Genomic DNA, 12510 nt, shown 5'->3' on the forward strand with positions numbered 1-12510 from the left:
TCTTCAGGGAGAAACTACCAATCCATCGGGCTTTTGTCTTCGAATGCGTCGACCAGAAAATCGATGAAGGCCCGTACTTTGGGTTGTGTGAAGCGGCCGGGCGGATAAACGGCGTAAATGCCCTGTACCTCGTCCGGCAGGGACGGCATGGCATCGACAACCCGCCCCGATTTCAACGCTTCGGCATAAAGATAGCTGGGCAGATACGCGATCCCCAGCCCCGAGATGGCCGCGTTCAGCAGCGACTGGCCGTCATTCACGCTCAGCCAACCCGCGGTGCGCACCTGACGCTTCTCGCCAGACGGTGCGGTCAGTTTCCAGACATTGCCTGACGACTGGCTGGAATAGTGCAGCAACTTGTGTTCGTTCAGATCGTCGATCTTCTGCGGGCGCCCGAACCGTTCGATATAGCTGGGCGCGGCGACCATGCGTTTGACCGTTTCGGTCAGCTTGCGGGCGCGCAACGTGCTGTCTTCCAGCTCACCGATGCGCACGGCCACATCAAATCCTTCGGAAATCAGTTCGACATAGCGGTTGTTCAGAACCATGTTCACGGTGATGTCGGGGTAGACGGCGAGGAAATCGGACAGGACCGGCGACAGGTGATTTACGCCGAAATCCGTGGCAACGCTGATGCGCAGCAGACCGGACGGTGCCGATTGCATCGATGTGACTAGCGAATCCGCTTCACCCGCATCATTCAGAACGCGACGCGCGCGGTCATAATAGGCCAGGCCGATTTCCGTCGGCGACACCCGGCGCGTGGTGCGGTTCAGCAGCCGGGCTCCCAGACGCGCTTCGAGGCTCGAGACGTGTTTGGACACGGCCGATTTGGAGATGCCCATCTTCTTGGCCGCATCGGTGAAGCCACCCTGGTCCACCACATTGGCGAAGGCTTCCATTTCGGTCAGTCGGTCCATTCTCGTTCCCCAGATCTTGATTTCCAACCCGACTATCGCTCTGAATCTGGGCGGAATCGGGGCATACATGGGATAATATCAGGGATTTGAATCGGATCGTTTGCGTATCAGAAACGCAGAAACAGTGGTTTCCAAACCGGCCCCGAACCCTGCGATACTGCATTTTCCGCGCAATCCTTCGTTTCTGTTCATCTTAGAATGGCATTTTTGTGACCACAGAAGGGGTCAGGAAATCCGTTTTCTCCGTCTCCGTCCTTGTCGGTCTTTTGGCCGGGGGCGCGGAACCCCGAAAACCCTTTGCAAAGCCAAGTTTCACCACCCCGTCCGACGGCAACACCGGGCCGTAACCCCTGTTCCCTGACCGATCGGTATTTACATCTTTGCGGATGTTCGCGACCCTGCGCGCATTTGCAGGGGGTTTGAATGTCACTGGAATTCTTCATCACTTCCATGATCGTCGTGCTGCTGCCGGGCACCGGTGTCATCTACACACTGGCCGTTGGCCTGGGCCGCGGTTTCCGGGCCAGCGTTGCCGCCGCGGTCGGATGCACAGTGGGAATCGTTCCCGCTGCCGTGGCCAGTATCGTCGGGCTTGCCGCATTGCTGCACACCAGTGCCGTGGCGTTTCAGCTCGTGAAGTACCTTGGTGTCATTTACCTTTTCTACATGGCGTGGGGCATCCTCAGGAGTGGCGGCGCCTTGGATGTCACCGCCGACAAGACCGCGAAAAGCAGTTTCAAGATTGCCGTCACCGGAACGCTCATCAACGTGCTGAACCCCAAGCTGTCGCTGTTCTTTCTGGCATTCTTGCCGCAGTTCTTGCCAGCCGACACGGCGAACGCAGGGGGTGCGCTGATCCAGCTGGCCCTGGCCTTTATGGCCATGACCTTTGTTGTCTTCGTCGGATACGGGGGCTGCGCAGCACTGGCCCGCGACTATGTGATCCGCCGTCCAACGGTGATGAAGTGGATCAGGCGGAGTTTTGCAACGGCCTTTGGCGCACTGGGTGCAAAACTCGCGCTGTCCGACTAGGAAACGCTAAACCGGGGCGATCAGAACTTCGCCGCCAGCCGCGTGCCCTGATTGATCGCGCGCTTGGCATCCAGCTCGGCGGCGACATCCGCACCCCCGATCACATGGGGGGTGATGCCCTGCTCGATCAGCGCGTCCGCCAGTGACCGTTCGGACACCTGACCGGCACATAACACAATGGTATCGGCCGCGATTACCGTCGGGTCCGCGCGCTCTTCGCCAAAGCTGACATGCAGGCCGTCATCGTCGATGCGTTCATAATTCACGCCACCCACGAAATTGACGTCCTTCATCTTCAGCGTTGCCCGGTGAATCCAGCCAGTGGTTTTGCCCAAACCCTTGCCATGCGCCTGTTTCTTGCGTTGCAACAGGGTGACCTGACGTGCGGGGGCGCTGGGTTGCGGCCCCTCGGGCGCCAATCCCGCACGGTGTTCAGCCGGGTCCGTCACGCCCCATTCCTTCATCCACAGCGGCAGGTCGGTCGTGGCGCTGTGACCCTCTTCCAGCAGGAACTCGGACACATCAAAGCCGATGCCACCGGCCCCGATCACGGCAGCAGACTTGCCAACCTCGGCCTTGCCGCGCAGCACGTCGATGTAACTCAGCACGTTGTCCCGATCCTGCCCCGGTATCTGCGGATCACGCGGGCTGACACCGGTGGCGATGACCACCTCGTCAAAGCCGGTCAGGTCATCTGCGCCTACCTCGCGGTTCAGTTCCACTTTCACGCCCAGATCATCCATCATGGTGCGGTACCAGTCGACCAGTCCCCAGAATTCTTCTTTCCCCGGCACCTGCTTGGCCATGTTCAGCTGCCCGCCGACCTCATCAGCGCGGTCGAACAGGGTAACATCGTGGCCGCGCTGGGCCGCGATCATTGCGGTCGACAGACCGGCAGGACCTGCCCCCACAATGGCGATGGATTTCCGCGTTTTGGCCGGTTCAATCACCAGCTCCGTCTCATGACAGGCGCGCGGGTTCACGAGGCACGAGGTCAGCTTGCCGCTGAACGTGTGATCCAGACAGGCCTGATTGCAGGCAATGCAAGGCGCGATCTTCGCGGCCTCACCCGCAATCGCCTTGGCCACGAAATCCGCATCCGCCAGCATCGGGCGGGCCAGCGAGACCATGTCGGCGCAGCCGGTCGAAAGAACCTCTTCGGCCACCTCGGGGGTGTTGATCCGGTTCGATGTGATCACCGGTATCCCCACCTTGCCCATCAGCTTCTTGGTCACCCAGGCAAAGGCCGCGCGCGGCACGCTGGTGGCAATGGTCGGGATTCGCGCCTCGTGCCAGCCAATGCCGGTGTTGATGATCGTGGCCCCGGCTTTTTCGATCTCCTGCGCCAGTTGCACCACCTCGTCATGGGTCGATCCGTTGGGTACCAGATCGATCATCGACAGCCGGTAGATGATAATGAAATCGGTGCCCACCGCCTCGCGCGTGCGGCGCACCACCTCGATCGGCAGACGCATCCGGTTCTCATAAGACCCGCCCCAGCGATCGGTGCGCTTGTTGGTATGGGTCACAAGGAACTGGTTCAGGAAGTACCCTTCCGACCCCATGATCTCGACCCCGTCATAACCTGCCTCTTGCGCCAGTACGGCGGCGTTGACGATATCGCTGATCTGCTTCTCGATGCCCTCTTCATCCAGCTCAGTGGGCGGGAACGGAGAGATCGGTGATTTCACCGGGCTGGGTGCCACGCATTTCGGCCCATAGGCATAACGACCTGCGTGCAGGATCTGCATCGCGATCTTGCCGCCTGCGTCATGTATGCGCTGCGTCACGATGGAATGGTGCGCCACGTCCTTTTCACTCACCATCATCGAGGCCCCCGGCAGGACCGAGCCTTCAAGGTTCGGACCTATCCCGCCTGTCACCATCAAGGCTACGCCGCCCCGCGCCCGATCCGCATAGAACTCGGCCACCCGGTTCCAGTCGCCGGTTTCCTCAAGCCCCGTATGCATCGAGCCCATCAGCACGCGGTTTTTCAACGTGGTAAAGCCCAGATCCAGCGGGGCCAGCATATTCGGGTACGCAGTCATGGCGGAACTCTCCCTCCTGAATTTGCCCGCTAGATTGACGTTCGCGTCAACTTTGTCACGCGAAACCCCACGTCACCCTCTTTGCTGTGGCGCCGGTGATTGCTAGAGATGGGCGGAACAACCCGATGAGGCCGCGCATGACCCCCGAAGAAATCGCCAAACTGCCCTATCGCCCCTGCGTCGGGCTGATGCTGATGAATGCCGAGGGGAGGGTTTTTGTGGGTATGCGAAACGACGGCCCACAAGACGCCTGGCAAATGCCGCAGGGCGGTGTGGACAAGGGCGAAGATCCCCGCGACGCAGCCCTGCGAGAGCTGTGGGAGGAAACCGGGGTCACGGCTGATCTGGTCGAAATCATCGCCGAAACCGAGGGTTGGCTGCCCTATGACCTGCCCCATGACATCGTGCCCCACATCTGGAAAGGCCGCTATCGCGGGCAGGAACAGAAATGGTTCCTGCTGCGCTTCACCGGCGCCGACGATCAGATCAACATTGAAACTGATCACCCGGAATTTACCCGCTGGAAATGGCAAGAGCCCGACCGGCTGATCGCGGAAATCGTGCCCTTCAAGCGCGATGTGTATGAGCGTGTGGTCGAGGCATTTATGGCCCATCTGACGTAACTGCGGCGAATGAACCGTAATGGCCCTTTTGCGAACACCATCACTCCTCGGAATGCGGGCGGCATAGGGATTCGCTTGGCAAATGCCATAGACGGCTTGGGCTTCAAAGCCGTGCCACAATTCACATCACTGAACAGGGCGTAAGGTACCAAGGGTGCCGGAACGGAAATCGGAAATATAACGCCTTTGTGATCGACATTTCTCTTCAATATAACAACAAGTTGAATAGCGGCCGCTCTCCGTCGCCAAAATTGAGGCATAAACGCAGATATAAACCAAATTTACTCCAATTCCGGCCACAATCTTGGGGCCAAAGTCGGCAACGCATTCCAAGCTGGTGGAGTAAACAACCGTGAACTTTTAGTCGTTTTTCCCAAAATCGCATCCAGAAACATCGATTCAAATCTGTGATTTGAGAGACCGCACCCACCAGCTGATCGTGGGGAAATAGACCCGTAATCCTCTTAAGAAGGCCAAAGCAGAAAGCATCCTGAAGGCCCGAATTCAACACAATAACCCTGCGGTGACCAACCAGTGCATCTGAAGGCGCCGCGCATAATGGCGTGCGATTTCTTCGGGTGCGACGCGTTATTTCAATCCAAAAGGAAAACGTGACAAAACAGCAGGATCATAGGAATGGAATTGGTCCGCCACCGAATATCACGACAACTTCGCGCGTATACTCTGCCTCTGACACTCCCTCGTTCTTGCAGGTGTGCTTTTCGTATTCTTCGGCCGCGGGTTGAACAGGCACGCCGGGTGTAAAGCCATTGGAATACTCATTTGCCTGGCACGCGTCTGCGGGTGTCTGATTGCTGAGTGATGAGTGTGGTCTGATGTTGCTGTAATCGTATTACCAAACGCGCCGGGTGGAAATCTCACCGAATAATTGGGGCGTTTGGACGTAGGTTTTTTACGGGTGAATGAGGTGACTCTGATGAAGAAATCAAAACACGGCGACGCTCAATTCCCCGCGTTTAGCCGCTGATTAATCTTTCACTATGATAGTCCCCTTCATATGCGGGTGAAACACGCAGAAATAGGTATAAACCCCGGGTTTGTCGAATACCACGGCTGCCTTTTCGTTCCGCTCTAGCGGTCCGGTGTCCCAGTCTTGCATCTTTTGTTCCGTTGCGGTGTGAGGCGCGATGTCCAGATTGGTCCAGATCACCTCATCACCGACCGAAACTTCGAGTTTCTCAGGCGCGAACTTGAATTTGCGAATGGAAACCTGATGGCTGGTTGCCCCGGCGGACGCAACCTGTGCGCCAGCCAGAAGAGTAAGCGGTGCCGCACCCAGTACGGCACCAAACTTTCTGCGTGACAGTACAGCCATCAGCCGCAATCCAGCCCAGACACCATCTGTTCGGCGTGGCCTTCATGCTGTTTGAATGTGGCAAGAGCATCCTGCAGCAGGTTGGTGAGCGGCTCAACGGTGGTGTTGGGGATGAACTCGTCCTCAACCGTTTTGTTCACGATCTGATGATAGGCGAGCTCATTCTGAGCGTAGGCGCAATCAAAGGCTTTGCCGCGCAGCCCGCTCAGCTCATCGCGTTTCTCGACCGAACCTTTAACCAGGGCCTGGCTAAGGGCGTTGTCCTGGGGCGTTACATTCAGTTGTTGGATCAACGCCCCAGCAGCTTGGTTCACGGCCGCATGATCACGGATCATTGTGTTTGCAAAATCCCGAACGTCGTTATTGTCGGACACAGCAAGAGCAAGATGCGCATAGCGGATGTCGATTTCACCGGCAGTGTACGCTGTATGCGCGATCTCAAGATCGTTCATCTTGTTCTCATCTGCAACAGCAGCATAGCCGACGACGACAAGAGCAGCAGAAAGGAAAGCGGTTTTCATCTGGAATCTCCAAAGTTGATTGAAGCCCTGATATGCGTACAGTTTGCCTTGTCTTTGAATTACCTGCCGTCCAGAAGACATGCCCTATCGTTCGAACATGTAGACAGATATCGAACTCTTGGTAATATCGGCAATCATGCTTGATCTGCTAAGTGATATTCTGACCCGCCTGTCGCTCAAGGGGACACTGTATTTCCGCACCAGCCTTAGCGAACAGCCCTGGGGGATCCAGGTGCCGGCGTTTCAGAACGTGGCCCGGTTCCACTATGTACATCGCGGTGAGTGCGTGGTGCGCGTCGCAGGAGAAGATCGGGCGCTACGCCTTACCAAAGGCGATCTTGTCCTGGTTCCACACGGGGCGGCGCATACGTTGAATTGTCGTGTTTCGGGCCCGGAAGACGCCTTGCCGCTGGATGACGTGCTGGAAAGGTCCGGCTATGATGGTAAGGGTGTTCTGGTGTATGGCGGCAACGACCCCAACATGGAGAACCAGCTGATTTGTGGTCATTTTTCACTAGCCGAAGGATCAAGGCATCTGTTGCTTGACCGATTGCCGCCAAGCATTGTCATCCGGGATTATGGCGCCGAGGCCAGCGATTGGCTGGAAGCGACGTTGCGCGTGATAGGGTCCGAGGCAGGGTTCGGCCGTTTTGGAGGTGATTTGATAGCGCTGAAGATGTCAGAGGCGATTTTTGCGCAGGCTATCCGGTGCCATATCGAAGATACCGCCAGAACAGGGGGAAAACTCGCTGGTTTCGCCGATGTTCATCTTACCCGCGCATTGACGGCGTTCCATAACGACCCGACAGCGCAGTGGAGTGTCGATTCTTTGGCCAACAGGGCGGCATTGTCTCGGACAAGTTTCGCAATGCGGTTTTCCGAGAAGCTTGGGATCACACCGATGCAATATGTGACTGCATGGCGTATGCAGATTGCCCGCAGCGCGTTGGTAGAGAAAGGTGTCAGTGTTGCCGAGGCCGCGGATCTGAGTGGGTATTCCTCGGAAGCAGCGTTCAGTCGCGCATTCAAGAAAGAGATCGGGCAACCGCCTGCCAGATTTCGAACCTCTGCGTTACCCACTCAGGTCTGAACGATCAGCAATGTTGCCGGGTATGCATTCATTCCAACGACAGTGCTCAAAAGTACCTGTTGCTGAGGAGCACACTTTTCCGTCGCAAAACAACGGAGAAGAAAGTTGCCGCTATTTGCCACCAAAGAAATATCCGCCCTTATCGATAATCCCGCCGCCATCGCCATGATGGTGCCTCCTTTTGTTCTCGGACTGGGCATTTTCAACCTCTGTCTGACGTCAGGCAGACTATTCGAGCGCGACCATTTCCTGCCTGCTTTCTGGGTCTTTTCCCATCAACCTGAAATACTCTTTCGGCCCTTCTGACACTTTTCCAGAACCCATCTTGTTCGGTGGCTTTTCTCTGAGCCAGAACAGTCGCTTCCTTGGGGTCTTTCGTTTGGAGAGCAAAATTGAGTTTGTTTCGCTTGCTTAGCTTGGGGTAGTGCTTTCGAACGTCTTGGGGAACACGCCTACGAAATTACCAAACACCATTGGAGTTCTTTTGTTCAGTGTATCTAGCCATGATCAGAATCGCTTCTGCTTCAAAGATGATTAGAGGCATTGCGTCACCTCTTGTGTCACCTTTACAGGTCTGAAATTTCCGCTAAGTTCTTGGAATTTATATATTTTTGGGGAAGTAATGGTGCCCAGGAGAGGCTTCGTTCGATTCGTTAACTAGTCTTTAACAACCTCACAAGCCGCTGATGCTAATCACAAATTTACAGGGTCGAGAGCGCTCACCGTATAGGGCCGGTGCCTCGATGTGATACAAATTGTGATACAGATATTGAGGCTTAAGCATGAGGTATATTTGGAAGCGGGGCAACGTCTACTGGTTCAGAATGAGGTGCCCGAAGAAGTATTTTGATGTCCTTGGCAAAGAATATATTTGCCGTTCTTTGGAAACTGACAGCAAGAGCCACGCGGAGGCAAAAGCGGCATTACTCAAGATCGAAGTTCTTGAGGAGCTGCAAGCCAGAATGCTCGGCAAAGCGTCACCAAGGGATATTTCTACACACCGATCTTTGGTCGGCTTGGCAAGAACCAGCGGAGTAACACCAAAAACGTCGATTGAGTTAGCAGAGGGGGATATCACCGAGTTGGTTCGCCGTTTAGTCAATCTTCGACTGACAGATCCAAATGCTGAAACTGCCAAGTTCGCAGCACAAATGGGCGGCTTCGAGAATCCTGGCACGTTGGTCAGCGAAATCGCCAAAAATATGCCTGAGCTACGTGGGGATCAGATCGTTGATAAGAACCATCGCCAGATCCGGACATGGCACAATCGATATAAGCGAGCAGCGAAAGTGTTTGCCGACACAGTGGGTGACATGCCGATCAATCAAGTGACCACAGGTGATGCGGGCAAGTACATGCTTTACTGGGACAATAGGGTCCTAAAGCGTGAATGTACTACTGCTCATGCAAACAAGCATATTGGATATATTCGGACTATGGTCGACGCTTACTATCGCGATATCGAGTGCGTTCAGTACTCTAACCCCTTCAAAGGGCTCAAAATCTCCTCTAGCTCAACTTGGGAAAGAAATGAAGTCAAGGTGCGCAAGGCTGAGTTCTCACCAGAGTGGATCCAGAGAACAATTATCGACGGAGCGCGCCTCGCTGGAATGAATGAAGAGGAAAGAGACATCCTGGCAATCATCGCTGAAACCGGGTGCCGACAGACGGAGATTTACGATGCGCCTGGATCTGCCTTTAAGCTTGATGAAAAGATCCCGCACGTTCTCATCCAAGTGGAGAACGAAGGCGAAGAGCGCCGTGAAATCAAAAACCATACATCATATCGAAAGGTTCCACTTGTCGGCGCGGCTTTGGAAGCGGCCAAGAGACACCCGAACGGGTTCCCTAGATATCGCGGCAACGGGAACTTCAGCGGATCGGCCGGCAAATACTTCCGCGAAAATAATCTTCTTCCAAGCGAGAGGCATAAACTGAGCAGCTTGCGTCATAGCTATGAAAGCCGGTTGATGCATGCGGGGATCGATAATGAGACCCGAGGGTTTCTAATGGGCCATTCATTAAGGAGAATTAGAGGCCGGGAAGTTTATGGTGACGAGTTAGATTTGGAACTGAGAGTTCTATACGCCGAGATGGTAGCATTTCCAACAAAGGCGTGGTCTCCTAGACCTAAAGAAGAGTTGCAGAAGGAAATCGATAGTATTCTGATCTCAAAAGGCTTCTCGCGTTAGAAACGTATGTGTGACCTTAGCAAAAATTGATCCAGGTGGGGTTCTTAGATACGACCGAGCTATCACTTCATCGTGAACGCGCGCGCTACTTCTTCCGCAACTCCGCAAAGTTGGGGTGTTTCATGGTCGCTAAGCACTTGTTTCTGGGTTCCAGTAAGGTGGAGTACTATGAACTTACCTATCTCGTCAGAATACCAGCTTTCAATTCTTCACGGTACTTGGTCTTTTCCACCTCGAAGCTTTCATCAGTAAATTCCTTATGCGACAGTACCAAGCCAAGTGCGCAGCTAGTATCGCTGAGCATGAATTGAATCTGAGTCGTGAATTCCACTAGGCTTTCTTCAATCCCGCGAAATACTACCCGAGGTAAAGGTTCCGACTGTTTCCCGTCGACGCGCACGCGCCCATTATTCGTGAGCGCATTCATGTAGAAACTCACAAGTTCATTCACGAGCGTTTTGGAGTCTTCAGTTTCATTGTGGTCTTCAAAGGCGTCCTTAACGCCCCGGAGATAAATGCTAACCCGGCTACCCTCCTCCGGGCGCAGCGTCTCGTAGACCCAGGATACTTCCTTGAAAATTGTGCGGCTCAGGAAATCACTATCTTGCCTCATGATGCTTCCGACATACTGTCCAATAATGGCACTGGCTTCTTCCTCTGACGGCGGCGTAATGCGTGAACTGAACTCCTTGCACAGTTGCTCAAATTCACCCGTCAGCGAAAGCAGCTTGGAGCCGCTCCTCAATTGGTGAATTAGGCCGCGAACTTTCAGCGCGTTTTCCCAAAACTCATCAAAATACTTATCATGTCCCAACGCCGACATCACCGGCTTCAACGTATAGCGCGTTTCCAGCGTGTCTTCGAAGACTTCGTAGGCGTTCCGTTCAATTTTCGAAATCGATTCAGTAACCTCCTTCTTAAAGTATGGCGCTGTGCTCTCAATCATGTCTGCTGCTCGCCAAGCGTTGTGCAAAACGTCTAGATGGCCAGCAATCTGGTCCGACTGAAGACGTGAAATGCGTTCGATGAACGACACAAGGATGCCCGCAGCTGTGCTGGATGCTTCCTGCCGGATTTGAAACCTGTTCTTGCTCAGCGCTGTGCGTGCTTGCTCGCGCAAGAAAAGGCCAGTCGCGCCAATAATAGTGAGCATCGTGGCGATATCGAATCCCAAGCCAACACTACCATCGATGGTCGGCAGCCAGTCGAAAACTCTCGCAACCCAATTGGAGAAGCTAGCCCAGACGTCCTGAAAGAAATCCACCGATAATCTCCTATTTAATTGCCGGCATGTTTTCCCTTGGCGAAGTTGCGCGCTACACTATCATAGGTTGCGGGAGCAGATAGAAGTGGAGTTTCAGCCAAATGGAAACGCAGTCGATCTATTTCAAAAAACATTTTAGGTTTCAATAGTTACGTCACAAAAAATTCCATCCTGACCGCCCGTGGTTTTCACATTCAAAGCTTAATCAGTCCAAAACTGAATTTTGCGACTTCAGAACTCAACCATACCGCGTTCTCCGCGACACTGGCTGGGTTTGTTGCGTCCACGAAGAGGATTGCAGGAAGAGTTTCCGACTCGACGACAAGTCTTTACGCATGCAGGACAACTGACGGGTTAAGAATTCCGGGAAATCCTTGAAAACAAGCCGCTCGCTTTGGTCAAGTTGAAGGATGCCCAAATTTAGACGGTTTCTTTTGGAAGAGCATCCATGCAAGTGAGATCAATGAACTTGACCGCTGGAGCTAAAGCTTGGGCACGCATCCTAGAAGCTGCCTAAAATATTTCGTGCTAAGTCCTGATTTCACTTACAACTTGCTTAAAGGAAACCCGATTGGGAAAACCAACATTTAAAGGTTTTGGGATAGTTATCTATGCAGTCAGCAGAGCAAAAGGAACCAGTAGTTCAGGTGGGACGTAATGAGTAGAAAAAGCAAATTTCTCAGCATGCTCTTGCGTCATAAGCCTGAAACGATTGGCTTGACACTTGATCGAAATGGTTGGGCTGATGTGAATGACTTGCTACTGAGGCTCAAGAAAGCAAATCGTCCGCTCGCACGCGAAGAACTAGAAGAGATTGTGGTCGGAAACGACAAAAAACGATTTACTCTGAGCCCAAACAAGTCCCGTATCAGAGCTGCCCAAGGTCATTCCTTTGATATTGATCTGGGACTTACGCCATTGAAGCCCCCGCAGCTTCTCTTTCATGGGACGGCGCGATCAAATCTAGACAGTATTTTTTTCCAATGGGTTAGAAGCAAAAAGTCGAAATCAAGTTCACCTTTCTGCGGATGAAGAGACAGCTCTAAGAGTTGGTTCTCGTCATGGAAAACCGGTCGTCCTTTCGGTGGATGCTCAAGGCATGCAGAAGGAAGGTCATAAGTTTTTTCAAGCGGATAACGGCGTTTGGTTAACGGACTTTGTTCCCGTTGTTTTCTTGGGCTTTGGAAAAAGGCCACTTTAGTCGGATGCGGCCGAAATGAACCTGACCATTTCCTAATTGTAACTATTCGCTCGCTGTTTAGCAGCCGTTAACCATCACCAAATAGACAGATATCTAAAATTGCTGACTACCCCAAGAAGCTTCGTTTACTTTTTGGCAAGCCGTTATAGCCTGATCTGGGTCTGAAGGATCCCGATAGATCTATGCATCTGTTGGACGTGTCGCGGTTTGCTGCCGCTCCTTTGATAGCATTTATTGCAGCAAAGGAGACGAACTATGGGACTGAAACGGACGGACGAATTTC

11 protein-coding genes and 1 pseudogene are annotated in these 12510 nt (G+C 53.7%); 7 read left to right on the top strand and 5 right to left on the bottom strand.

What is annotated here, in order from left to right; genetic code table 11:
- Nucleotides 1-14 precede the first annotated feature (14 nt).
- Nucleotides 15-920, bottom strand: a complete 906-nt coding sequence (locus ACR0J7_RS08190) for a LysR family transcriptional regulator (RefSeq protein WP_209505110.1) — start codon at nt 918-920, stop codon at nt 15-17.
- A gap of 423 nt (nt 921-1343) precedes the next feature.
- On the opposite strand from ACR0J7_RS08190, the gene ACR0J7_RS08195 reads away from it, so the two are divergent.
- The gene (locus ACR0J7_RS08195) at nt 1344-1952 is read left to right on the top strand and encodes a LysE family translocator (protein ID WP_480913829.1); all 609 of its coding nucleotides are present in this window, start codon (nt 1344-1346) and stop codon (nt 1950-1952) included.
- Between the two features lie 20 nt (nt 1953-1972).
- Here the strand turns inward: ACR0J7_RS08195 and ACR0J7_RS08200 are convergent, their stop codons facing one another.
- Complete coding sequence (locus ACR0J7_RS08200) at nt 1973-4000, bottom strand: FAD-dependent oxidoreductase (RefSeq protein WP_480913831.1); 2028 nt, start codon at nt 3998-4000, stop codon at nt 1973-1975.
- A 137-nt stretch (nt 4001-4137) separates the two neighbouring features.
- Between ACR0J7_RS08200 and ACR0J7_RS08205 the strand changes: the two genes are divergently transcribed.
- Nucleotides 4138-4623 (top strand): RNA pyrophosphohydrolase, encoded by a 486-nt coding sequence (locus ACR0J7_RS08205; protein ID WP_480913833.1) that lies wholly within the window; start codon nt 4138-4140, stop codon nt 4621-4623.
- A 988-nt stretch (nt 4624-5611) separates the two neighbouring features.
- Here ACR0J7_RS08205 and ACR0J7_RS08210 read toward each other — a convergent pair.
- Complete coding sequence (locus ACR0J7_RS08210; protein WP_480487070.1) at nt 5612-5959, bottom strand: cupredoxin domain-containing protein; 348 nt, start codon at nt 5957-5959, stop codon at nt 5612-5614.
- Nucleotides 5959-6480 carry a DUF4142 domain-containing protein gene (locus ACR0J7_RS08215; RefSeq protein ID WP_480556396.1) on the bottom strand — a complete coding sequence of 174 codons (522 nt, stop codon included), beginning with the start codon at nt 6478-6480 and terminating at the stop codon, nt 5959-5961. Before ACR0J7_RS08215 ends, ACR0J7_RS08210 begins: the two co-directional genes overlap by 1 nt.
- A 136-nt stretch (nt 6481-6616) precedes the next feature.
- On the opposite strand from ACR0J7_RS08215, the gene ACR0J7_RS08220 reads away from it, so the two are divergent.
- The 3 genes from ACR0J7_RS08220 (at nt 6617) to ACR0J7_RS08230 (ending at nt 9762) form a co-directional block, all read left to right on the top strand.
- Nucleotides 6617-7570 (top strand): AraC family transcriptional regulator, encoded by a 954-nt coding sequence (locus ACR0J7_RS08220; RefSeq protein ID WP_480495906.1) that lies wholly within the window; start codon nt 6617-6619, stop codon nt 7568-7570.
- A gap of 105 nt (nt 7571-7675) precedes the next feature.
- Nucleotides 7676-7876, top strand: a complete 201-nt coding sequence (locus ACR0J7_RS08225) for a hypothetical protein (RefSeq protein WP_480773101.1) — start codon at nt 7676-7678, stop codon at nt 7874-7876.
- A 476-nt stretch (nt 7877-8352) separates the two neighbouring features.
- Nucleotides 8353-9762, top strand: a complete 1410-nt coding sequence (locus tag ACR0J7_RS08230) for a DUF6538 domain-containing protein (protein ID WP_480913835.1) — start codon at nt 8353-8355, stop codon at nt 9760-9762.
- A gap of 178 nt (nt 9763-9940) precedes the next feature.
- Here ACR0J7_RS08230 and ACR0J7_RS08235 read toward each other — a convergent pair whose 3' ends face one another.
- Nucleotides 9941-11026: a hypothetical protein gene (locus tag ACR0J7_RS08235; protein WP_480913837.1), complete on the bottom strand. Its 1086-nt coding sequence runs from the start codon at nt 11024-11026 to the stop codon at nt 9941-9943.
- 657 nt (nt 11027-11683) lie between these two features.
- Between ACR0J7_RS08235 and ACR0J7_RS08240 the strand changes: the two genes are divergently transcribed.
- The gene (locus ACR0J7_RS08240) at nt 11684-12058 is read left to right on the top strand and encodes an RNA 2'-phosphotransferase (RefSeq protein ID WP_480913839.1); all 375 of its coding nucleotides are present in this window, start codon (nt 11684-11686) and stop codon (nt 12056-12058) included.
- Between the two features lie 7 nt (nt 12059-12065).
- A pseudogene (locus ACR0J7_RS08245) lies at nt 12066-12227 on the top strand (RNA 2'-phosphotransferase); the annotation flags it as partial.
- Nucleotides 12228-12510: the final 283 nt, after the last annotated feature.

The organism is Ruegeria sp. O4 (assembly GCF_056535125.1).